Genomic DNA, 23422 nt, shown 5'->3' on the forward strand with positions numbered 1-23422 from the left:
CGGTTTTCAACCGTGGTACCGGTGTCTCGTCCCGCAGGCGCCACCCGCACGACGCAGGTGGCGATCGTTGCATTGCCGCCCGTGTCGATGTCGGGTGTGGGTCCGATCGTCGATGCGTTGAATCTCGCGAACGAGATCGACGGGCGGCTGCTGTATCGGTGGCAGGTGTGTTCGTGGGACGGGCGGCCGGTGCCGCTCGCGGGCGGTGCGCAGTGGCATGCCGATGCGGCGTTCAACGATGCGATCGCGTGCGACTGGGTGATCGTCGTGTCGGAGCGGTTTCAGCAGTTTGCCGACTATCGGTTGTTTCTCGCGAGTCTCGCGCGGGTGGGGCAGCGTACGCCGGTCGTGACCGGGATCCATCACGGCGTGTGGTGGCTTGCGATGGCCGGGCAGCTTTCCGGGTATCGCGTGAGCGTGAACTGGGAGACGTATCAGCAGTTCGCCGAACAGTTCGAGCGGTCGATCGTCACGCAGCAGATCTTCGAGATCGATCGCGATCGGGCGACCTGTGCCGGGGGGCAGGCGACCGTCGACTTCATGCTGGCCATGATCGGCCGGGAACATGGGGTGGATCTCGCGGAGCGGATTGCCGATGCGTTGGGGGCCGGCACGCTGCGCAGCGGCGAGGAACGCCAGCGGATTCCTTTCGTCACCGCGCCCGGTGAGCGGCATCCTCGGTTGAACGACGCGTTGCTTCTGATGGAAGCCAATGTCGAGGATCCGCTCACTACCGATGAAATCGCTGAGCTCGTGGGCGTTTCTCGCCGGCAACTGGAGCGGCTCTTTCGACAGTATCTCGGGGCGATGCCCTCCAAGTATTACCTCAATCTTCGGTTGCTCAAGGCTCGGACTCAGTTGCAGCGGACTAGCAAGTCGGTTGTGCAAGTTAGTCTTGCCTGTGGGTTTTCTTCCGCTGCGCATTTTTCTAATGCCTATCGGGAGAGGTTTGGCGTGACGCCTCGGGAAGATCGGAGGGCTTGGCTCGAGAAGCAGACCGGCGGAGGTGGGGAGCCTAGGGGGGGCGCGCTTGTCGAGCGTGGGGGGAAGGATTAGGTTTTTTTGGGTGGTTCGCTTGCCCGTTTTCGTGAAGCACCTGTTGTCGTGTCGGTCTATTAGTGTCGCCCCTGCGCGGGGCGGCGGTTACTTTTCTTTGTCTTGCCAAAGAAAAGTAACCAAAAGAAAGGCGCTGTGAAAACGCATGACTTCCCGGTGCCGTGGTCATCGGAGTGGCCGCCGCCTAAGTGTCCGCGCCAGTCAGGAAACCGGAGTGGTTCGAGCAATGGTTCCGACACCACTCACCACCCAACAGAGCGGTATACCGCCCGCTAGCTCCATCCTCGCTTCGCTCGGCTGCAAGGTGCTTCAAGTCGCGCGGTTGGCGCTCATGTGCTTCCGCCCGCGCAGCAACGCCGGGTCCGATATTCTGACCATTCACACCACTCGTGCGACCGGGCCGGTTGCCTGTTCTCGCTGCGCAACCGTGTTACGAGGGCGAGTGTTTCCGTGTTGATTGAGTGCGTCCCTCTTTTTCTGTAGCGAGAGGTGAGGGCCGCGTGCGTATCGGGTTTGGGGTGATATTTCGATTGTGCTGCTTGAGGGGTGTGTACCTGTCGGCCGAGCGAAGCGAGGGCGGAGCTAGCGGGTGGTATACCGCTCTGTTGGGTGGTGAGTGGTGTCAGAACCATTGCTCGAACCACTCCGGTCTCCTGACTGGCGCGGACACTTAGGCGAGGGCCACTTTGATGACCATGGCACCGGGAAGTCATGCGTTTTCACAGCGCCTTTCTTTTGGTTACTTTTCTTTGGCAAGACAAAGAAAAGTAACCGCCGCCCCGCGCAGGGGCGACACTAATAGACCGATAACATCACAGGTGCTTCACGACAAACTGCGGCGACACCCCACAGGCCGACCCCCCAAAAGCCGCAACCAAAAACACCACCCCCCGCCGGGAGGGCAAAATAAAGCGACCTATCCGCTTCCGATAGAACCCGTCGCAATTCCGCAAGACGCTTGCGTCACCCTTACCTAAACTTGATCCTGTTGAACCCTCTTACGAAACCGAAAGGAACGACCATGACGACCTCGACCGTGACCCGCCAGACATTCGACGAAGTGATGGTGCCGGTATTTTCCCCCGCGCCGTTCGTGCCGGACCGTGCAGAGGGCTCCCGCGTGTGGGACACGGCCGGCCGCGAGTACATCGACTTCGCGTGCGGCATCGCGGTAACGTCGCTCGGCCACGGCCACCCGGAACTGCTGAAAGTCCTGGACGAACAGGGCCGCAAGCTCTGGCACATCGGCAACGGCTACACGAACGAGCCGGTGCTGCGCCTCGCCAAGCGACTCGAATCGCTGACCTTCGCCGACCGCGCGTTCTTCGCGAACTCGGGCGCGGAAGCGAACGAAGCCGCGCTGAAACTCGCGCGCCGCGTCGCATTCGACCGCCACGGCGCCGACAAGGCGGAAATCGTGTCGTTCGTGCAGTCGTTCCACGGCCGCACGTTCTTCACGGTCAGCGTCGGCGGCCAGCCGAAATACTCGGAAGGCTTCGGCCCCGTGCCGGCCGGCATCAAGCACCTGCCGTACAACGACATCGAAGCCGCCAAGGCCGCGATCGGCCCGCAAACCTGCGCGGTGATCGTCGAGCCGGTGCAGGGCGAAGGCGGCGTGATCCCGGCCGATCCGGCCTTCCTGAAAGCACTGCGCGAAGCGTGCGACGCGCACGGCGCGCTGCTGATTTTCGACGAAGTGCAAACGGGCGTCGGCCGTACCGGCCAGTTCTACGCGTACATGGACACGGGCGTCACGCCGGACATCCTGACCACCGCGAAGGCCCTCGGCAACGGCTTCCCGATCGGCGCGATGCTGACGACCAACGAACTGGCCGCGCACTTCAAGGTCGGCGTGCACGGCACGACGTACGGCGGCAACCCGCTCGCATCCGCGATCGCCGACAAGGTCGTCGAACTGATCGGCGACCCGGCCTTGCTCGAAGGCGTGCGCGAACGCAGCGTGCGCTTGAAGGGCGCGCTCGAACGCATCAACGCACGCTTCGGCATCTTCAAGGAAGTGCGCGGCAAGGGCCTGCTCGTCGGCGCCGAACTCACCGCCGCATTCGACGGCCGCGCGAAGGACTTCGTCAACGCCGCCGCCGAGAACGGCCTGATCATGCTGATCGCCGGCCCGAACGTGCTGCGCTTCGTCCCGTCGCTGGTGATCCCGTTCGACCTGCTCGACGAAGGCGTGAAGCGCTTCGAGAAGGCCGTCGAACAGGTGCTCGCGGCCCAGGAAGCCACCGCGCGCTGAGCGGCGCGCCCATCGCAGACAGGAACGACGATGCTATTTGTTCGCCCCGGCAAACTCACGGATCTCGATGCGCTCGCGCACATGGCGCGCACCGCGCAGCCGGTCCTGCACTCGCTGCCGCACGACCGCGCGGCGCTCGAAGCGCGCGTGGCGCTCTCCGAGGATTCGTTTCGCGCGGACGTCGACTTCGCCGGCGAGGAGTTCTACCTCTTCGTGCTCGAGGATTCGTCGACGGGCAAGCTGCTCGGCACGGCGAGCATCGTGGCCGCGGCCGGCTACTCGGAACCGTTCTACGCGTTCCGCAACGACGCGCTGATCCACGCGTCGCGCGAGCTGCACGTGAACCGCAAGATCCACGCGCTCACGATGTCGCACGAGCTGACCGGCAAGAGCCGGCTCGCGGGCTTCTACGTCGATCCGTCGCTGCGCGGCGATGCGGCCGCGCACCTGATCTCGCGCGCGCGGATGATGTACATCGCCGCGAACCGCCGCCGCTTCACGCCCGAAGTGTTCACGCTGCTGCTCGGCGTGAGCGACGGCAACGGCGCATCGCCGTTCTGGGAAGCGGTGGGGCGCAAGTTCTTCGGCCGCGACTTCACCGACGTCGACATCGCGTCGGGCGGCCGCAGCCGCACGTTCATCGCGGAAGTGATGCCGGCCTATCCGCTCTACGTGCCGCTGCTGCCGGAAGCCGCGCAGCGCGTGCTCGGCGAGCCGAACGAATCGGCGCTGCTCGCGTACGACATCCATCTCGAGGAAGGCTTCGAGCCCGACCGCTTCGTCGACATCTTCGACGCGGGCCCGGTGCTGACCGCGCAGGTCGACCGCACCGCGTGCGTGAAGCACGGCTCGGAGCGCGTCGTGCGCGAAGCCGCGCACCAGCAGGGCGACGTCGCGTACATGGTGTCGACGGGCAGCGGCGAATCGTTCCGCTGCGTGCTGGCCGACCTGCCGGGCGACGCAGGCGATGCACCGCTCGCGGGCGACGTGCGCGCGGCGCTCGATGTGAAGGATGGCGATGTCGTGCGCTGCGTGCCGCTGCACCGCCGCGACGATGAAGATTTGAAGGGAGACGCAGCATGATCGTCGTTCGGGTCGTACAAACGGGCGACGTCGACGCGCTCGTGTCGCTCGCGAAGGAAACCGGGCCGGGCCTGACCACGTTCAAGCCCGACCGCGACGCGCTCGCCGCGCGCATCGAGCGCACGCGCCGCACGCTCGCGGGCGAGGCCGCGCCCGGCGAAGCCGGCTACTTCTTCGTGATGGAAGAATCGACGACGGGCGACATCGCGGGCGTGTGCGGGATCGAGACGCAGGTCGGCCTCGAACAGCCGTTCTACAACTATCGCGTGAGCACGGTCGTGCATGCGAGCCAGGAACTCGGCGTGTGGACGCGGATGTCCGCGCTGAACATCTCGCACGACCTGACGGGCTACGCGGAAGTCTGCTCGCTGTTCCTGAGCCCGCGCTATCGCACGGGCGGCGTCGGCGGCCTGCTGTCGCGCTCGCGCTTCATGTTCATCGCGCAGTTCCGCGAGCGCTTTCCGGAACGCATCTGTGCGGAACTGCGCGGCCACTTCGACGAGGACGGCACGTCGCCGTTCTGGCGAGCAGTCGGTTCGCACTTCTACCAGATCGACTTCAACGCGGCCGACTACCTCAGCTCGCACGGCCGCAAGTCGTTCCTCGCGGAACTGATGCCGCGCTATCCGGTGTACGTCGACCTGCTGCCGCAGGACGCGCAGGACGCGGTCGGCCTCACGCACCGCGACACGCTGCCGGCCCGCAAGATGCTCGAAGCGGAAGGGCTGCGCTATCAGAATCACGTCGACATTTTCGACGCGGGCCCCGTGCTCGAATGCCACGTGAACGATCTGCGCACGGTGCGCGAGAGCGTCGTCGTGCCGGTCGCGATCGGCGTGCCGGATGCGCAGGGCGGCCATCTGCCCACGTCGCTCGTGTCGAACACGTCGCTCACCGATTTCCGCGTCGGCGTCGCGCCGGGCGTGGTCGCGAACGGCGCGTTCGTGCTGTCGGCCGACGATGCCGCCGCGCTCGACGTGAAGGCCGGCGATCCGGTGCGCGTGCTGCCGCTCAAAGTCAAACAGGGATAAACGAATCATGACGGAACTCTTCATCGACGGCGCCTGGGTCGCAGGCTCGGGCCCCGTGTTCGCTTCGCGCAACCCCGGCACCGACGAAATCGCGTGGCAGGGCGAAAGCGCGTCGGCGGCCGACGTCGATCGCGCGGTCGCGAGCGCGCGCCGCGCATTCGCCGGCTGGTCGGCGCTCGACTTCGAATCGCGCTGCGCGATCGTCAAGCGCTTCGCCGCGCTGCTCAACGAACGCAAGGAAGCGATCGCGATCGCGATCGGCCGCGAGACGGGCAAGCCGCTGTGGGAAGCGCGTACCGAAGTCGCATCGATGGCCGCGAAGGTCGGCATCTCGATCCAGGCCTACCAGGAACGCACCGGCGAAAAGCGCCAGGACATGGCCGACGGCGTCGCGGTGCTGCGCCATCGCCCGCACGGCGTCGTCGCGGTGTTCGGCCCGTACAACTTCCCCGGCCACTTGCCGAACGGCCATATCGTGCCGGCGCTGATCGCCGGCAATACGGTCGTGTTCAAGCCGTCGGAGCTCGCACCGGGCGTCGCGCGCGCGACGGTCGAAGTGTGGAAGGAAGCCGGCCTGCCGGACGGCGTGCTCAATCTCGTGCAGGGCGAGAAGGACACGGGCATCGCGCTCGCGAACCATCGACAGATCGACGGGCTGTTCTTCACCGGCAGCTCGGACACCGGCACGCTGTTGCACAAGCAGTTCGGCGGCCGTCCGGAAATCGTGCTCGCGCTCGAGATGGGCGGCAACAACCCGCTCGTGATCGGCGAAGTCGAGGACATCGACGCGGCCGTGCATCACACGATCCAGTCGGCGTTCCTGTCGGCCGGCCAGCGCTGCACGTGCGCGCGCCGCATCTTCGTGCCGCAGGGCGCGTTCGGCGACCGCTTCCTCGCGCGCCTCGCCGACGTCACGTCGAAGATCACGGCCGACGTGTTCGATGCCGATCCGCAGCCGTTCATGGGCGCGGTGATCTCGGCGCGCGCGGCCGCGAAACTCGTCGACGCGCAGTCGCGCCTGATCGAGCAGGGCGCGAAGCCGATCGTCGCGATGACGCAGCGCGATCCGCGCCTCGGCTTCGTGAACGCGGCGATCGTCGACGTGACCGGCGTGGCCAACCTGCCCGACGAGGAACACTTCGGCCCGCTCGCGCAGATCGTCCGCCATGCGACGTTCGACGAAGCGATCGAGCGCGCGAACGATACGGCGTTCGGCCTGTCGGCTGGCCTGCTCGCCGACGACGCGAACGCATGGGAGCACTTCCGCCGCACGATTCGCGCCGGGATCGTCAACTGGAACCGCCCGACCAACGGCGCATCGTCCGCCGCGCCGTTCGGCGGCACGGGCCGCTCGGGCAACCATCGTCCGAGCGCGTACTACGCGGCCGACTATTGCGCGTATCCGATGGCGTCGGTGGAAAGCACGCAACTGACCTTGCCCGCGAGCCTGTCGCCGGGCCTGCATTTCTGATCGAGGGAGCGACGATGAACGCACAAGAAGCCAATTTCGACGGACTCGTCGGCCCGACCCACAACTACGCCGGACTGTCGTTCGGCAACGTGGCGTCGCTGAACAACGAAAAGTCGGCCGCGAACCCGAAGGCCGCCGCGAAGCAGGGGCTGCGCAAGATGAAGCAGCTCGCGGACCTCGGTTTCGCGCAGGGCGTGCTGCCGCCGCAGGAACGGCCGTCGCTGCGCCTGCTGCGCGAGCTCGGCTTCTCGGGCAAGGACGCGGACGTGATCGCGAAGGCCGCGAAGCAGGCGCCGGAACTGCTCGCCGCGGCAAGCTCGGCATCGGCGATGTGGACCGCGAACGCGGCCACCGTCAGCCCGTCGGCCGACACGAGCGACGGCCGCGTGCACTTCACGCCGGCCAACCTGTGCAGCAAGCTGCATCGCGCGATCGAGCACGAAGCGACGCGCCGCACGCTGTCGACGCTGTTCGCCGATCCCGCGCACTTCGCGGTGCACGAAGCGCTGACCGGCACGCCGGCACTCGGCGACGAAGGCGCGGCGAACCACACGCGCTTTTGCGCCGAATACGGCAAGCCGGGCATCGAGTTCTTCGTGTACGGCCGCGCGGAATATCGCCGCGGGCCCGAGCCGAAGCGCTTCCCGGCGCGCCAGACGTTCGAGGCGAGCCGCGCGGTCGCGCATCGCCACGGGCTCGCCGAAGAAGCGACGGTCTATGCGCAGCAGGACCCGGACGTGATCGACGCGGGCGTGTTCCACAACGACGTGATTTCGGTCGGCAACCGCGACACGCTGTTCACGCACGAGCGCGCATTCGTCAACACGCAGGCGATCTACGACACGCTGACCGCCGCGCTCGACGCACGCGGCGCGCGCCTGAACGTGATCGAGGTGCCCGATGCGGCCGTGAGCGTGAACGATGCGGTGACGTCGTACCTGTTCAACAGCCAGCTGCTGTCGCGCGCGGACGGCTCGCAGGTGCTCGTCGTGCCGCAGGAATGCCGCGAGAACGGCAACGTCGCGGCCTATCTCGACGAACTCGCGGCCGGCAACGGCCCGATTCGCGACGTGCTCGTGTTCGACCTGCGCGAGAGCATGAAGAACGGCGGTGGCCCGGCCTGCCTGCGCCTGCGCGTGGTGTTGAACGACGCGGAACGCGCGGCCGTCACGTCGAACGTGTGGATCAACGACACGCTGTTCACGTCGCTCGATTCGTGGATCGACCGGCACTATCGCGATCGCCTCGCACCGGAAGACCTCGCCGATCCGGCGTTGCTCGACGAATCGCGCACGGCGCTCGACGAGCTCACGCAGATCCTGCGCGTCGGGTCGCTGTATGACTTCCAGCGCTGATTCCCGCACGGGCGCCGGGCTGCTCGACGACTTCCTCGCGTTCACACTCGCGGGCGACACGCCGGCCGTGACGGACGGCGCGTGCGCGCACGGTGCGGTGCGCTGGCAATGGTTCGGCGCCGGGCTGCTCGCGCTCGAACCGGCGGCGGCCGGCACCGCCGCCGCGCCGGCGCGCGCCAGCGTGCTCGTGTCGGCCGGCGTGCACGGCGACGAGACCGCGCCGATCGAGCTGCTGTCGATGCTCGTGCGCGATCTCGCGGCGGGCGCGCTGCCGCTCGCGTGCCGGCTGCTCGTCGTGCTCGGCAACGTGCCGGCGATGCGGGCGGGCGAGCGCTATCTCGACGACGACCTGAATCGCCTGTTCAGCGGCCGTCACGCGCAGGTGCCGACGAGCCGCGAAGCGCCGCGCGCCGCACAGCTCGAAGCGGCGGCCGCCGCGTTCTTCGCGGCCGCGCCGGCCGGCGCCGCACGCTGGCACGTCGACATGCACACGGCGATCCGCGCATCGGTGTTCGAGCAGTTCGCGCTGCTGCCGCACACGGGCACGCCGCCGGCCCGCACGATGGTCGAATGGCTCGGCGATGCGCGCATCGCGGCCGTGCTGCTGCATACCGCGAAGGGCAACACGTATTCGCATTTCACGGCCGAGCACTGCGGCGCGCTCGCGTGCACGCTGGAACTCGGCAAGGTGCGGCCGTTCGGTCAGAACGACCTGTCGCGCTTCGCGCCGGCCGACCGGGCGGTACGCAAGCTCGTATCGGGCGCCGCGCGTGACGCCGACGCGCCGTTGCCGCGCGTATTCACCGTGATCGACCAGATCACGAAGCAGAGCGACGCGCTCGAGCTGTTCGTCGCGGCCGACGTCGCGAACTTCACCGCGTTCGCGCGCGGCACCGTGCTCGCGCAGGACGGCGACTACCGCTACACGGTGAAGCACGACGAGGAGCGCATCGTGTTCCCGAATCCGGCCGTGAAGCCCGGTTTGCGCGCGGGCCTGCTCGTCGTCGACACGACGCGCGAGACGCTCGCCGCGCTCGTCTGACGCCGGCCCACGGCGCGCGGCCGCGGCGATCCGCGGCCCGCGCCCGCCCGCCGGCCATTCCCTTTTCGAGACGATGCGCGCGCGCTGCGCAGACGCCCGGCGCGGCGCGCTTGCGTATTTGCGACATCGTCTTGCAAGTTCGACGAGCGCTCCGGCCGTGGCCGGCGGCCGCAGCGCAGCATCGCGTGCCGGCGGCTGCTTTGCCGTATCGGGCCGCGCGGATTGGTACAATCGCGGCCTTGCGGCTGTTGCGCCGCATCACGGCGCGGCGGCGACGTTGCCGGGGCCATCCGACCCTGCAATGATGCATGCGCCCGTAGTTCCGGAACATTCGAGTATCGAGGAGAACACCTGATGAAGTTGGATTGGCGTAAAGTGGCCGCGCATGCGGTGGTGGCGGCATCGGCCGTGGCGGCAGGCAGCGCGTTTGCCGCTGACCTGAAAGAGCTCCGTTTCGGCGTCGAGGCCTCGTACGCACCGTTCGAATACAAGACGCCCGACGGCAAGCTGACCGGCTTCGACATCGACATCGGCAACGCGGTGTGCGCGAAGCTGAAGACGAAGTGCGTGTGGGTCGAGAACGACTTCGACGGGCTGATCCCGGCGCTGCAGGCGCGCAAGTTCGACGCGATCAACTCGGACATGACGATCACCGACCAGCGCAAGCACGCGATCGCGTTCACCGATCCGATCTACACGATCCCGAACCAGCTGATCGCGAAGCAGGGCAGCGGCCTGCTGCCGACCCCGCAATCGCTGAAGGGCAAGCGCGTCGGCGTGCTGCAGGGCACGATCCAGGAAGCGTACGCGAAGAAGAAGTGGGCGCCGGCAGGCGTCGAAGTCGTGCCGTACCAGACGCAGGATCTGGCGTACGCCGACCTGAAGTCGGGCCGTCTCGACGCGACCTTCCAGGATGCGGAAGCGGGCGCGAAGGGCTTCCTGTCGAAGCCGCAAGGCCAGGGCTTTGCGTTCGCGGGCGGTACCGTGAGCGACGCCGAGATCCTCGGCTCGGGTGTCGGTTTCGGCCTGCGCAAGAACGACGCGGCGCTGAAGACCGCGCTCGATCAGGCGCTGAAGGACCTGAAGGCCGACGGCACGATCGACACCCTCGCGAAGAAGTATTTCAGCGTGCCCGTGACGCTCAAGTAAGCGTTGCGTTCGAGCGCACGATGCAAGCAAACCGGCCGCTGATGCGGCCGGTTTGTTTTTGGAGACGGGAAACGGTGCGCGGCGTGGGCAGCGGCCGCGTCAGGCCGGAAAGAACCGGCCCAGTTCGTGCGCGAGCGCGTTGAGCACGCTCATTTCCTGCTGCGTGATCTTGCGCGCGGGCTGCGGGCCGGCCCAGTCGCCGTACAGCAGCGCGACGGTCGTCGCGCCGACGCGTACGGGCAGCAGCACGAACGCGCGCGTGTCGTCGAACGCGTCGAGATACCACGCGGGCAGGCGCTTGAGCATCTTCGGCTCCTGCGCCTGCTCGATGAAGATGCCGACCGAGTTCGTGATCGCGAGATGAAACACGTCCGGCTCGAAGCGCTCGTCGAAGCGCAGCCGCTCGAGCGTCGTGTCGACGCCCGGGCCGAAGCCGAGGCGCGCGGCGAACGTGCCGTCGTCGTGACGCACGAACATCACGGTGCGCGTGAACGCGAGGCCGGCCAGCAGGCTTTCCGACGCGAGCGCGAGCACCGGCGTGAGCACGTGCTCGGACGGCAGCGCGCGCAGGTCCGCGAGGCCGGCTTCGAGGCATGCCTCGGGCTCGGCCTGCGCGCGCGCGATCGCATCGGCGTTCGCGCGCAACTCGACGATCTCGCGCATCACGGTGTCGCTCGCTTCCTCGCGCGCGAGCCGCTCGGCGATCTCGACGAGTGCGTCGGATTCGATGTCGAGCTCCGTGCCGTAGTGCTGCGCGAGCGCCGCGATGCGCGCGTCGCGCTGCGGGCTCGCGGGCATCACGAGCGCGCCCGCGACGTCGGTCGAGCAGCGGCTCACCGCCCGCAGCCAGCGGACGCGGTCGGCCGGCTCGTTTTCTGCCGGATGGCCTGCATCGCCGTCGTCGTCATCGTCGTTGCCGAACGCGTCGGTGCGCGCCGCATGGTCGGGGTCGGTCATCCCCGCGCAGATCACGTCGGGCAACCGCCAGCGCGCGGCCGCCTCGAGCCCGATCTCGTCGAAGCCGACGCCGAGCACGTCGATGCACGCGGCCGCGTCGTCGCCGTTCAGCTCGGCCGCGCGGCGCCGGATCCGGTCCCATTCGCTGTCGAGATAGCAGACCACGAGCAGCTTGCCGACCTGGCGCATCAGCGTGCAGACGACGGCTTCCTCGCCCGAGCGCAGCTCGGCGCGCTCGGTGAGCTTGCGCGCGACGCAGCCGGACAGCAGCGCGCGGTTCAGTTCGAGCTTCGCGTCGATGCGCCGCGGCGTGCTGTGGTGGAAATGGTCGACGAGCTTGAGCCCGACGACCAGATGGCCGACGGCGTCCATGCCCAGCACCATCAGCGCGCGGGTCACGGTCGTGATGTTGCCGCCGAACGCCATGTACATCGCGGAGTTCGCGAGCCGCAGCACTTTCTGCGTGAGCGCGAAGTCCGACAGCACGACGCGCACGAGCGCGGTGAAGTCGAGGTCGTCGTTCTTCATCGCCGCCATCGTCGCGCGCAGCGATTCCGACAGCAGCGGGAAGTCGCCCCGTTCGTTCATCCGGGCCCACAGCTTGTCGAGCAGCGCGGTGCGGGGCAGGTGTTCGGTGATTGACATACGGATCCGTCCGGTTCGCCGCGCGTCAGGCGGCGGCGTGCAGGTGCAGCTGCTGCGCCTCGAAGCGCTGCGCGAGCTCCTCGGACGGCAGCGCCTGGCAGACGAGCCAGCCCTGGATATGGTTGCAGCCCATCTCCGTCAGCAATTCGCGCTGCGCCTCGGTCTCGACGCCTTCCGCGACGAGTTCGAGATCGAGCGTCTGCGCGAGGCCGACCACCGCCGACACGATCGCGCGATCGTTGCGCGAGGTCAGCAGGTTCTCGACGAAACTGCGGTCGATCTTCAGCTTCGCGAGCGGGAAGCGTTGCAGATACGCGAGGCTCGAATAGCCGGTGCCGAAATCGTCGATCGCGAAGCGGATGCCGAGATCGGTCAGCTCCTCGAGCAGCCCCTTCGCCTGCGCGGGATCGTGCATCAGCAGGCTTTCGGTGATCTCGAGCACGATGCGGCGCGGATCGATGCCCGTCAGCGCGATCGCCTCGCGCACGCTTTGCGTGAAGCGCGGGTCGCGGAACTGCTGCGGCGACACGTTGACCGCCACGTATTGCAGCGCGAGCCCCTGGCGATCCCATGCGACGAGCTGCATGCACGCGGCCTTGAGCACCCAGTTGCCGAGGTAGTTGATCAGGCCGGTCGATTCGGCCAGCGGGATGAAGGTCGCCGGCGGCACGAGGCCGTGCACCGGATGGCGCCAGCGGATCAGCGCCTCGACGCCGACCACCGCGCCCGACTGGCTGCGCGTGATCGGCTGGAAATGGAGCGAAAACTCGCCGTTGCGCACGCCGTCGTACAGGTCGGCCTCGAGCTTCAGCCGTTCGGCGTCGGCCGGATCGTCGACGGGCGCGTGGAACGCGAGCGCATTGCCGCCCGACGCCTTCGCCTGCGACAGTGCATGGTCGGCGCGGCGCAGCAGCGGGCTGTGGTGCTGCGCACGATGCGGCGCGGCGCGCTCGTCGGGGTACAGCGCGATGCCGATGCTCGCGGACAGGTGCACGGTCTGCCCCTGGTACACGTAGGGCTCGCGCACCGCGGCCTGCAGCCGGCGGGCGAGCGCATCGGCCGCGTGGCTCGCCTGCGTGCGGTCCGGCGCACCGAGCACGACCGCGAACTTGTCGCTCGCGACGCGCGCGAGCCGCTCGTTCGGCGTGACGAGCGCCTTCAGCCGCTGCGCGGTCTCGCGCAGCAGCATGTCGCCCGCGTCGTAGCCGAGCGCGCGGTTGATCCGCTGGTAGTCGTCGAGGTCGAGCAGCAGCAGCGCCGCGCAGGTGCCGTCGCCGTCGGCGGCCTGCTGCGCGCGCATCAGCGCGGGCACGAGCGCGGACAGATTGTCGAGCCCGGTCATCGGGTCGTGGTGCATTTCGTAGGTCAGGCGCGCCTCGAGCGCACGCCACGACGACACGTCGAACGCCGCGATCGCGAACCCGTCGACGCCGTGGTGGCGGCTCTTGAACGCACGGATCTCGACGTCCAGCGGGTAGGTGAGCGACTTGACGATGCACATCGTCGCCTTCTCGACCTGGCCGGAACGCGCGGCGCGCGCGAGCAGGCCGTCGAGCGCCGCGGTATCCTGTTCGGCGATCAGGTCGCGCAGCGTCAGCGTGTGCAGGTAGTCGCGGTGGTAGCCGATGAAGCGCAGGCTCGCGTCGGACACATACAGGAAGCGCAGTTCGCGGTCGACATGGGCGAGGAAATCCACCGTGCCGACCGTCTGTTCCAGCCAGTTGCGCACGGAGTCGTCGCGGCGCGGCGCACCGGCGCGCGCGGGCATCAGCGCGCCGCCCGACCAGGCGAAGCGGCGCAGCGTATGCAAGGCGCTGCGCCAGGAGCCCTTGCGTGACGTCTGTTTCCTGTTGGCTTCCATGTTTCTCGCTGACGTGAAGGGCTGGAACCGGATGTCCGGAAGGAATAACGGCAGACTGTGCGGAATCTTTAACGGGCCGGCCGCGGCTGGCGCGGCCGCCGGACCGGATCGGTCATGCAAATGTTCGATTGGCGAACACCGGCATGGTCTATATCGACGCTGACTTTATAAGAAATGAGGACGCAGATGAAGCGAAAACTGTTGCTGGGCGGCGCCGTGGCGGCGCTGGTGGCCGGCCATGCGCTGATGGCGCAGGCGGAGTTGAAGCCGGGTGCCGACGCGCCCGATTTCACGACGCAGGCGTCGCTGGGCGGCAAGACTTACACGTACTCGCTCGCGGACGCGCTGAAGCAGGGGCCCGTGGTGCTGTATTTCTACCCGGCCGCGTTCACGAAGGGCTGCACGATCGAGGCGCACGCGTTCGCGGATGCGGTCGACCGTTACAAGGCTTACGGCGCGACGGTGATCGGCGTATCGGCCGACAAGATCGACACGCTGACGAAGTTCTCGGTGAGCGAATGCCGGAGCAAGTTCCCGGTCGCGGCCGACCCGGACGCGAAGATCATCCGGGAATACGACGCGAAGCTGCCGGCGATCGACCGCGCGAACCGCGTGTCCTACGTGATTTCGCCGGAAGGGAAGGTGCTGTACGAATACACGAGCATGTCGCCCGACAAGCACGTCGAGAACACGCTCGCTGCCGTGAAGGCATGGGCGGACGCGCATCCGAAGCAGTAAACGGGCGGTCCGCGCGTCGCAGCGGCTCGTCGCACGGGCCGCCGGTGCGGATCGATGCGTCGCCCGCGCCGGCCACGCTGCCCGCGCGGTGGCCGGCGCGGGCGACGCGCGTCATGCGCGCAATGCCTGCTCGATCGGCACGCTGCCGCCGACGAAGCCGACGATCTTGCGCGAGATGCCGAGCTTGATCGCTTCGATCGCGGCCCAGGCCACGTCCTGGCGCGAGACGGGCGGCGCAGGCTCGACCCGCTCCTCCGTCAGCGCGATCTTGCCGACGCCCGGCGTGTCCGCGAGCGGGCCGGGGCGCAGGATCACGTAGTCGATGCCGGATGCGATCACGCGCTCGTCGCCTTCGCGCTTCATCTGCGAATAGTGGCGCAGTGCGTCGGGGCTCTGCTCGGGCCGGTACGCGGACAGCGAACTGATCACGACGAGCTTTTGCACGTTGTATGCCAGCGCATACCCGGCCGCGCGGGCGACCGCGTCGCGGTCGACCTGCTCCTCTTCGGCCGCGCCTTCCGATTCGGCCGAGCCGGCGGCATAGATCACGTGCGTGATGCCCTGGAACGCGTGCGAGAAATCGTCCGTCAGATCGGCCTCGACGACCTTCGCGCCCGGCAGCGTATAGCCTTGCCGCCGCACCAGCGCCGTGACCTCGAACTCCGGCTGCTCGAGCAGCAGATCCGCGCAGGCCTGGCCGGTTCGGCCGGTCGCGCCAATCAGCAATACCTTCGTCGTCATGAAACCGCTCCTTGCTCGATGCGTCATCCTTCCAGATAGGGACGGACGACCGATAACTCAAGTGTAATGTCGATTGGCCGCGGCGGTGGCCGCGTATTAAGGGGCATACCGGCGGCGGGCATACCGGTGCGGGCGTACCGACCTCGGGTGCCCGCCTCGGCTCCGCGGCGCGGGCATATGACGCGACGGGCACTCCGGCGCCATTCATTCACACACGGATGCGGGAATGACGCGCCGACCGGCTATCATGTGCGCGATGCATTTTTCGCCGCTACGTCTTACAACGCATCGGCCCACCGGTTGGAGTACACATGGCATTACCCCTGGACAACGTGAGCATGGCCGTGTTCTGCGACTTCGAGAACGTCGCGCTCGGCGTGCGCGACGCGAAGTACGAGAAGTTCGACATCAAGCCCGTGCTGGAGCGCCTGCTGCTGAAGGGCAGCATCGTCGTGAAGAAGGCCTATTGCGACTGGGATCGCTACAAGGGCTTCAAGGCGTCGATGCACGAGGCGAGCTTCGAGCTGATCGAGATTCCGCACGTGCGCCAGTCGGGCAAGAATTCGGCCGACATCCGGCTCGTCGTCGACGCGCTCGACCTCTGCTACACGAAGTCGCACGTCGATACGTTCGTGATCATCAGCGGCGACTCGGATTTTTCGCCGCTGGTGTCGAAGCTGCGCGAGAACGCGAAGAAGGTGATCGGCGTCGGCGTGAAGAAGTCGACGTCGGACCTGCTGGTCGCGAACTGCGACGAATTCATCTTCTACGACGATCTGGTGCGCGAGCAGCAGCGCGCGCTCGCGAAGCGCGAACAGCAGCAGCGCGCGGGCAACGGCGGCGCGAAACGGCCGGACGAACCGGCCGCTTCGCGCAAGCACGACATGGACGCGCGCAAGGCCGAGGCGATCGCGCTGGCGGTCGAGACGTTCGACGCGCTCGCGTCGGAGCGGGACGACGTCGGCAAGATCTGGGCGTCGGTGCTCAAGAGCGCGATCAAGCGCCGCAAGCCGGATTTCAACGAGTCGTATTACGGATTCCGAGCGTTCGGCAACCTGCTCGACGAGGCGCAGGCGCGCGGGCTGCTCGAAGTGGGGCGCGACGACAAGTCGGGCGCGTTCGTGTCGCGGGCGCGCCAGTCGGCGGCCGCGGAGCATGCCGCGGCGGGCGGTGAGAACGGCGGGTACGGCGGCGCGCACCATGGGTCGCGCGCGGCGGAGCCGGCGCGGGCCGGGCGCAATGCGCAACGTCACGGGCAGCGGGCGGAAGCGGTCGCCCATGAAAGCGTGCAGGTCGAAGCGGACGAGGCGGAACTGCTCGACGCCCACGTGGCGCCGGTGACGCCGCCGGCAGAAGCGGTCGAAGCGGCCGAAGCGGCCGAAGCGGCCGAAGTGCACGGCGACGCGAAGGATGGCCGCAAGCGCGCGCGCAAGAGCACGGCGAAGAAGACCGGCGCGAAGAAGGGCGCCGCCGCGAAGCGCGCGGGCCGTCACGGGGCCGGGAAGGCCGAAGACGCCGCCCACGACACGGCCAAGCACGACGGCGACCCGCACGCGCACGGCAGGCATGCCGACGACGCGCACCGCGACGTGGAGCACGGCGACGCGCGGCCGGTCGGCGGGATTCAAGCCGTGACGCACGCCGGGCCGGCGGCGGGCGATGCCGGTGGCGAGAGCGCCGCCCAGCCGTCGCACGACGACGCGGCGCCGGTCGACGCGAACGCCGAAGCCGCTGCGCAAGCGCCGGCCGCTGCCAAGCCGAAGAAGCCGGCCCGCAAGGCGGCGCCGCGCGCGCGTCGTCCGCGCAAGACTGCGGCGGACGCCGCCGAGTAAGGTTGGTCGGCCGGGTGTCGCCCGCTCGCGGCGGCATCCGCGCCCCGACGCGGGCCGGTGCAACGCCGGCCCGTCGACCTAGCCGTTCACCGCATAAGGCTGCGTCATCACTTCGAGGAAGTGGCCGTCCGGATCGTCGAAATACACGCCGCGGCCGCCATTGTGACGGTAGATCTCGTCGGGTTGACGCTTCGCCGGATCGGCCCAGTGCGGCAACCCGCGCTCGCGAATGCGCGCGAGCACGCGATCGAACGCCGCTTCGTCGATCAGGAACGCGTAATGTTGCGACCTGATTTCCCCCGCCTGTTCGTAAAAGTCGAGCGACACGCCGTTGTCGAGCGCGACGACCAGCATCGCGCCGAACGGCGTCGGCGGCGGCAGTTCCAGCAGCTCGGTGAGGAAGCGGCTCGACGCGCGCTTGTCGCGGCACCAGACGATCGTGTGGTTGAGCTGGACGTTCATGGCGGGTTCCCGGGAACGGGCGCGAGGGTGGACATGGACACACGATAGTCGATCGCCGCCTGCGTGCAAGCGGGGCTGGCGGCGAACGGAGCCGCCGCGGGTGGCCGGGCGCGATTCGTCGGCAGAAACGATCTGGACGATCGGCTACTTTTTCGGGAGCAAAGGTCATTGGCGCGGCTTTTTGCGCCGCCAAGAATCCCTGTCAGGCATCGCCGTCATCCGCCGGATGACCGAGCGGCGATGCGCAACAGGGAGACAGACGATGCGCTTCATGCTGAACGGCCAGCCGTTCGATTTCGACGGCGATCCCGCCACGCCGCTGTTGTGGGTCATTCGCGACGCGGCCCGGCTCACCGGCACCAAATACGGCTGCGGCATCGGCGCGTGCGGCGCCTGCACCGTGCATCTCGACGGCGAGGCCGCGCGTTCGTGCGTGCTGCCGGTCGCGAGCGTCGCGGGCCGCGCGGTCACGACGATCGAGGGGCTGTCGCACGATCGCTCGCATCCGGTGCAGCGCGCGTGGATCGAGAAGGACGTGCCGCAGTGCGGCTACTGCCAGTCGGGGATGGTGATGGCCGCCGCCGCGCTGCTCGCGCGGCATCGCAAGCCGACCGACGCGCAGATCGACCAGGCCGTCACGAACCTGTGCCGCTGCGCAACCTACTCACGCATCCGCGGGGCGATCCATGTCGCGGCCGGCTGACGCGGGGCGGGCGCGACCTGCGCCGAACGCGTCGCGGCGCGTGTTCCTGAAGGGCGGCGTCGCGCTGGCGGGCAGCCTGCTGCTGCCGCTCGCGATCGGCGACGTCGTGCATGCGGCGGGCGACGGCGCGGGCTTTCGCGAGATCAACGACTGGGTGCGGATCGACGCCGACGGCAGGACGATCATCGGCCTGTCGCAGGCGGAAGTCGGGCAGGGCGTCTACACGGGGCTGCCACAGGTGCTCGCCGACGAGATGGACGCCGACTGGCGCAGCGTGACGGTCGAGTTCGTCACCGGGCGCGATGCGTACCGGATCGACGCGGCGAACGAGGCGCCGCAGCAGTTCGTCGGCGCGTCGATGTCCGCGACGATGTTCTACACGCGGCTGCGCATCGCGGGCGCGCAAGCGCGTTCGGCATTTCTTCGGGCCGGCGCCGCGCGGCTCGGCGTACGTGACACGCAGTGCGTGACGCGCGACGGCCGCGTGATCCATCCGCCGAGCGGCCGGTCGCTGTCGTACGGGGCGCTCGTCGCGGCCGCCGCGACGTTGCCACCCGACCCGCGGCCGCGCCTGAAGCCGGACTCCGCGCATACGCTGATCGGACGTCCGCTGCACAAGCTCGACGTGCCCGCGAAGATCGACGGCAGCGCGATCTTCGGCATCGACGTGCAGGTGCCCGACATGCTGGTCGGCGCGCTGACGATGGCGCCGACGCTGAACGGCCGGCCGACGGCCGTGAAGAATCGCGACGCGCTGCGCGCGATGCCGGGCGTCGTGGACGTCGTGCTCGCGAAGGACGCGGTGATCGTCGTCGCGCACACCTACTGGCAGGCGAAGCAGGCGTGCGACGCGGCGGACGTCGTGTGGGACGCCGGCGCGACGCCGGCGTTCGACAGCGCGACGATCCTCGCGCAGCGCAAGGGCGCGCTGCAGACCGGGCACGCGGTGGTCGCGACGACGATCGGCGACCCCGCGCGCCGGCTCGCCGATGCAGACACGATCGTCGAAGCCGACTACCACACGCCGTACATCGTTCACGCGACGATGGAGCCCGTCAACGCGACCGTGCACGTGCGGGCGGACGAGATCGAGGTGTGGGGGCCGATCCAGGGGCAGGACAAGGTGCGCTGGACGCTGTCGGCGCTGTTCAACGTGCCGGCCGAGCGCGTGATCGTCAACACGACGTTTCTCGGCGGCAGCTTCGGCCGCAAGTACGTGCCCGATTTCGTCGTGCACGCGGCCGTCGCGTCGAAGGCGCTCGGGCGGCCCGTGAAGGTGATCCGCTCGCGCGAGGACGACATCCGTCACGGCTTCTATCGGCCGTGCGCGTCCGCGCGGCTGCGCGCCGCGCTCGGCAGCGACGGGCTGCCCGTCGCGCTGCATGCGCGCGTGGCCGGCCACTCGCTGTATGCGGCGATCAAGCGCGATCGTTACGACAACGCGGGCGGCTGGGACGAAACGATGCTCGACGGCCTGTACGACCTTTGCTACGACGTGCCCAACCTGCTGGTCGATTCGGTCACGGTGATGCAGCCGATTCCGGTCAGCTTCATGCGCAGCGTCGGCAGCACGTCGACGGTGTTCTTCCTCGAGAGCTTCGTGAACGAACTGGCGCACACGGTGCGCGCCGACCCCGTGCGCTACCGGCGTGCGTTGCTGAAGCACGACCCGCTCGCGCTGCGTGTGCTCGACGCGACGGCCGCGCGCGCGAACTGGTTCGGCCGGGCGCCGACCGGCGTGTCGCGCGGCGTCGCGTATTCGCTGTACACCGGGCGCGGCGGCGCGTTCAGCACGCATGTCGCGACGATCGCCGAAGTGCGCGTGACGGACGGCCACGTGAAGCTCGAGCGGATCGTGTGCGGGATCGACTGCGGCCGCGCGATCAATCCGCTGCTGATTCGCGAGATGGTGGAAGGCGGCGTCGGCTTCGCGTTGACCAATACGTTCAGAAGCGAGATCACGTTCGAGCATGGCGCGGTCGTGCAGCGCAATTTCACCGACTATCCGCTGCTCGGCCTGGCCGCGATGCCGAAGATCGAGGTCGTGATCGTCGACAGCGATCGCGATCCGCAAGGCTGCGGGGAAGTCGCGTTGCCGCCCGTCGCGCCGGCGCTCGGCGATGCGATCTGGCGCGCGACCGGCGAGCGGCCGCGCTCGATGCCGTTCGCCACGCCGCTCGCGACCTGAACGATTCCGGGGTTCCCCGCAAGGCCGACGGCGCCCGGTGCGCCGCCGGTCGATATCAAGCACAACTACACGACTGGTCTGGAGATCTTCATGAACACCTTCCGTACGGCCGCGACGGCCGTTTCGTTCGCGGCCGCGGCCGCGTCGCCGGGCGCGCATGCGCAGAGCAGCGTGACGCTGTACGGCATCGTCGACACGGGCGTGCAGTATTACAACAACGCGGCGGGCGGCGGAGCGGTCGCCGGGATGCCGTCGCTGACCGGCGAAGTGCCGTCGCGCTTCGGGCTGCGCGGCATCGAGGATCTCGGCGGCGGCTATCGCACGTTCTTCGTGCTCGAGAGCGGCTTCGCACCGAACTCGGGCGCGTTGAACTACGGCGGCCGCCTGTTCGGCCGGCAGGCGAACGTCGGCATCGAGTCGCCGTACGGCGCGCTCACGCTCGGGCGGCAGATGAACATGTCGATGCGGGTGCTGCTCAATGCCGATGTGATCGGCCCGTCGATCCATTCGATGGCGAGCTTCGACAGCTATCTGCCGAATGCGCGCAGCGACAACGCGGTCGGCTATCTCGGCCGCTTCGGCGGCCTGACGCTTGGCGGCACCTACAGCACCGGGCGCGACGGCGCGGGCCCGGCCGGCCCGTCGGCGACGAACTGCGCGGGCAACGTGGCCGGCGACCCGGTCGCGTGCCGCCAGTACACGATGATGGCCGCGTACGACGCGCCGCAGTTCGGCGCGGCCGCATCGTATGACGTGATGCACGGCGGCACGGGCGCGTCGGCGCCGCTGTCGAATCCCGGCTATACCGACACGCGCACGATCGTCGACGCCTACGTGAAATTCGGCAGCGCGAAACTCGGCGCGGGCTGGATTCGCCGCAACACGGCGGCCGCGGCGCACAGTCAGTCGGACATCTTCTTCGCGGGCGGCACGGTATATGCGACGCCGGCGCTATCATTCGACGCGCAGGCGCTGCGCTACCTGCTGCGCGGCCGCTACGACTCGAACCTGTTCGTCGGGCGGGCGAACTACAGCCTGTCGAAGCGTACGATGGTCTATACGTCCGTCGGCTACATGACGAACAGCGCGCTCGGGACGTCGGCCGTGGCGGCCGGCGGCACCATCGACGCCGGCCGGAACCAGGTCGGCGTGATGGCGGGCATCCAGCAGCGCTTCTGAGCCGGCGGCGCGCACCACGGGGGCTTCGACGATGACGACCGATCTTCTCAGCGACGTGCTGACCGACCTGCGGGCGGATGCGGTCGTCACCGGGCGCTTCACGCTGAGCGCGCCGTGGGCGATCCGCAAGCCGGCCGTTGCGGGCGCGCCGTTTCGCATCTGCACCGGCAGCCCGTTCTTCCTGTCGGTCGCGGGCGCCGCGCCGGTGTCCGTCGAGCCGGGCGACTTCGTGCTGCTGCCGCACGGCGACGAGCACGTGATGGCGTCGTCGCTCGACGAGCCGCCCGTGCCGTTCGACCGGCTGATGGCGGACAAGGGCATCCGGCCGCGCTTCGATACGCCGCTCGAATTCGTCGCGGGCGGCGGCGGCGCGACCAGCGACCTCTATACCGGGATCGTCATTTATCGCGACATCGTGCGCAGCCCGCTGTTCTCCGTGCTGCCGCCGCTGATCCACGTCCGCGCGAACGACGCGGCCGTCGCGCCGTGGCTCGCGAGCACGCTGCAGAGCTTCATCGAGGAATCGATGGCGTGCCAGCCCGGCTGGGCCGTCGCCGCCGCGCGTCTGGCCGATGTGCTGTTCGTGCAGCTGTTGCGCGCGCACCTGCAGTCGTCGGCGAATCACACGGGCTGGCTGCGCGGCCTGACCGATCCGCAGATCGGCCGTGCGATGGCGCTGATGCATCGCGACCCGCGCCGCAACTGGCAACTCGCGAGTCTCGCGGCCGACGCCGGCATGTCGCGCTCGCGCTTTTGCGCGCGTTTCGCCGAACTGGTCGGCGAAACGCCGATCGGTCACCTGACCGCGTACCGGATGTATCTGGCGAGCGGCGAGCTCGTGCACGGCAGGTTGCGGCTGATCGAGATTGCCGAGCGGGTCGGCTACACGTCGGAGAAAGCGTTCGCGCGCGCGTTCCACCGCTGGTCGGGAATGGCGCCGCGCCGCTATGCACGCAACGCACGGGATCTGTATGACCTCGCACGACATGGATGACCGCGTCTCACTCTATCGGGTGCCGGCGCTTGCCCGCGGGCTCGCGATTCTCGAAACGGTCGCGCTCGCGCGGCCGCCCGCGAGCGCCGCGGCGCTCGCGGCCCGGCTCGGCGTGCCGCGCAACTCGATCGCGCGGCTGCTGAGGACGCTGGTGGGGCAGCAGTTCCTGAGCGTCGACCCGCACGGTCGCTACCGGCCCGGGCCGGCGGCGGAGCAGGTCGCCGCCGCGTACCTGTGCGCCCGGCCGGAGGTGGCGCACGCGCAGCAGGTGCTGCAGGCGCTGTGCGCGCGCAGCGGACTGGCCGCGCAGTTGCTCGGGCGGGACCGCGCGGAAGTCGTCGTACTCGCGCAGGCGGTGCCTGACGGAGCCGCCTGTGTGCTGACACGCGTGGGTGCGCGCTTCGTCGGGTGGGCGGAAGAGGGTGCGGATAGGGCGGATGCCGGCGTAGGCGACGTTCGGTCGTTCGGCCGGGCCGGCGAATCTCGCGGCGCGCCCGGTATCGTCGCGATGCCGGTGGGTGCGCGCGGCGCGCTGGCGATCGGCGTCACGCTCGATGCGCGAGACGACGCGCGGCGGCAGGACGTGCGCGCGATGCTCGGCGACGCGGCGCGGCACCTGTCGGACGTGCTTGCCGATAGGGCTGACACGGCCGCTCGTCGCTGAATCGCGCGGCCGATCCG

19 protein-coding genes are annotated in these 23422 nt (G+C 68.7%); 15 read left to right on the forward strand and 4 right to left on the reverse strand.

Features of this window, described 5'->3' with window-relative positions:
- Positions 1-12: 12 nt before the first annotated feature.
- From WJ16_RS05570 to WJ16_RS05605, 8 genes are all read left to right on the forward strand, one after another.
- Entirely contained in the window at positions 13-1056 is a 1044-nt protein-coding gene (locus WJ16_RS05570; RefSeq protein ID WP_069256190.1) for a GlxA family transcriptional regulator, read from the forward strand.
- 1021 nt (positions 1057-2077) lie between these two features.
- Complete coding sequence (locus WJ16_RS05575; RefSeq protein WP_069256191.1) at positions 2078-3310, forward strand: aspartate aminotransferase family protein; 1233 nt, start codon at positions 2078-2080, stop codon at positions 3308-3310.
- Between the two features lie 30 nt (positions 3311-3340).
- Positions 3341-4393 (forward strand): arginine/ornithine succinyltransferase subunit alpha, encoded by a 1053-nt coding sequence (gene aruF, locus WJ16_RS05580; RefSeq protein ID WP_069256192.1) that lies wholly within the window; start codon positions 3341-3343, stop codon positions 4391-4393.
- Positions 4390-5424, forward strand: a complete 1035-nt coding sequence (gene astA / locus WJ16_RS05585; protein WP_069256193.1) for an arginine N-succinyltransferase — start codon at positions 4390-4392, stop codon at positions 5422-5424. Before aruF ends, astA begins: the two co-directional genes overlap by 4 nt.
- Before the next feature lie 7 nt (positions 5425-5431).
- Positions 5432-6895 (forward strand): succinylglutamate-semialdehyde dehydrogenase, encoded by a 1464-nt coding sequence (gene astD / locus WJ16_RS05590; protein ID WP_069256194.1) that lies wholly within the window; start codon positions 5432-5434, stop codon positions 6893-6895.
- Between the two features lie 14 nt (positions 6896-6909).
- Entirely contained in the window at positions 6910-8250 is a 1341-nt protein-coding gene (gene astB / locus WJ16_RS05595; RefSeq protein WP_069256195.1) for an N-succinylarginine dihydrolase, read from the forward strand.
- On the forward strand, positions 8234-9292 hold the full coding sequence (gene astE / locus WJ16_RS05600) for a succinylglutamate desuccinylase (protein ID WP_069256196.1): 1059 nt from the start codon (positions 8234-8236) through the stop codon (positions 9290-9292). Before astB ends, astE begins: the two co-directional genes overlap by 17 nt.
- A gap of 354 nt (positions 9293-9646) precedes the next feature.
- Positions 9647-10441 carry an ABC transporter substrate-binding protein gene (locus WJ16_RS05605; RefSeq protein WP_069256197.1) on the forward strand — a complete coding sequence of 265 codons (795 nt, stop codon included), beginning with the start codon at positions 9647-9649 and terminating at the stop codon, positions 10439-10441.
- 99 nt (positions 10442-10540) lie between these two features.
- Here the strand turns inward: WJ16_RS05605 and WJ16_RS05610 are convergent, their stop codons facing one another.
- Both WJ16_RS05610 and cdpA read right to left on the reverse strand, forming a co-directional pair.
- A complete protein-coding gene (locus WJ16_RS05610; protein ID WP_069256198.1) occupies positions 10541-12043 on the reverse strand; it encodes an HDOD domain-containing protein in 1503 nt (500 codons plus the stop codon).
- 25 nt (positions 12044-12068) lie between these two features.
- Positions 12069-13811, reverse strand: coding sequence for a cyclic di-GMP phosphodiesterase CdpA (cdpA, locus tag WJ16_RS05615; RefSeq protein WP_199855750.1), 1743 nt, complete (start codon positions 13809-13811; stop codon positions 12069-12071).
- Between the two features lie 279 nt (positions 13812-14090).
- On the opposite strand from cdpA, the gene WJ16_RS05620 reads away from it, so the two are divergent.
- Positions 14091-14642, forward strand: coding sequence for a peroxiredoxin (locus tag WJ16_RS05620; protein ID WP_069256200.1), 552 nt, complete (start codon positions 14091-14093; stop codon positions 14640-14642).
- A 111-nt stretch (positions 14643-14753) separates the two neighbouring features.
- Here WJ16_RS05620 and WJ16_RS05625 read toward each other — a convergent pair whose 3' ends face one another.
- Positions 14754-15383, reverse strand: coding sequence for an SDR family oxidoreductase (locus tag WJ16_RS05625; RefSeq protein WP_069256201.1), 630 nt, complete (start codon positions 15381-15383; stop codon positions 14754-14756).
- A gap of 311 nt (positions 15384-15694) precedes the next feature.
- Here WJ16_RS05625 and WJ16_RS05630 point away from each other — a divergent pair, with 311 nt between their 5' ends.
- Positions 15695-17215, forward strand: coding sequence for an NYN domain-containing protein (locus WJ16_RS05630; protein ID WP_069256202.1), 1521 nt, complete (start codon positions 15695-15697; stop codon positions 17213-17215).
- 78 nt (positions 17216-17293) lie between these two features.
- Here the strand turns inward: WJ16_RS05630 and WJ16_RS05635 are convergent, their stop codons facing one another.
- On the reverse strand, positions 17294-17677 hold the full coding sequence (locus WJ16_RS05635) for a VOC family protein (protein ID WP_069256203.1): 384 nt from the start codon (positions 17675-17677) through the stop codon (positions 17294-17296).
- A gap of 262 nt (positions 17678-17939) precedes the next feature.
- Here WJ16_RS05635 and WJ16_RS05640 point away from each other — a divergent pair, with 262 nt between their 5' ends.
- The 5 genes from WJ16_RS05640 to WJ16_RS05660 all read left to right on the forward strand — a co-directional run bounded on the left by WJ16_RS05640 (position 17940) and on the right by WJ16_RS05660 (position 23405).
- On the forward strand, positions 17940-18380 hold the full coding sequence (locus tag WJ16_RS05640; protein ID WP_069256204.1) for a (2Fe-2S)-binding protein: 441 nt from the start codon (positions 17940-17942) through the stop codon (positions 18378-18380).
- Positions 18364-20568: a xanthine dehydrogenase family protein molybdopterin-binding subunit gene (locus tag WJ16_RS05645; RefSeq protein ID WP_069256205.1), complete on the forward strand. Its 2205-nt coding sequence runs from the start codon at positions 18364-18366 to the stop codon at positions 20566-20568. Before WJ16_RS05640 ends, WJ16_RS05645 begins: the two co-directional genes overlap by 17 nt.
- Positions 20569-20658: 90 nt before the next feature.
- Positions 20659-21747, forward strand: a complete 1089-nt coding sequence (locus WJ16_RS05650; RefSeq protein ID WP_069256206.1) for a porin — start codon at positions 20659-20661, stop codon at positions 21745-21747.
- 31 nt (positions 21748-21778) lie between these two features.
- On the forward strand, positions 21779-22741 hold the full coding sequence (locus WJ16_RS05655) for an AraC family transcriptional regulator (RefSeq protein WP_069256207.1): 963 nt from the start codon (positions 21779-21781) through the stop codon (positions 22739-22741).
- Entirely contained in the window at positions 22719-23405 is a 687-nt protein-coding gene (locus tag WJ16_RS05660) for a helix-turn-helix domain-containing protein (RefSeq protein ID WP_069256208.1), read from the forward strand. The genes WJ16_RS05655 and WJ16_RS05660 overlap by 23 nt, the downstream gene beginning before the upstream one ends.
- The last annotated feature ends 17 nt before the right edge of the window (positions 23406-23422 follow it).

The organism is Burkholderia metallica (genome assembly GCF_001718555.1).
GTDB classification, from domain to species: Bacteria; Pseudomonadota; Gammaproteobacteria; order Burkholderiales; family Burkholderiaceae; genus Burkholderia; species Burkholderia metallica.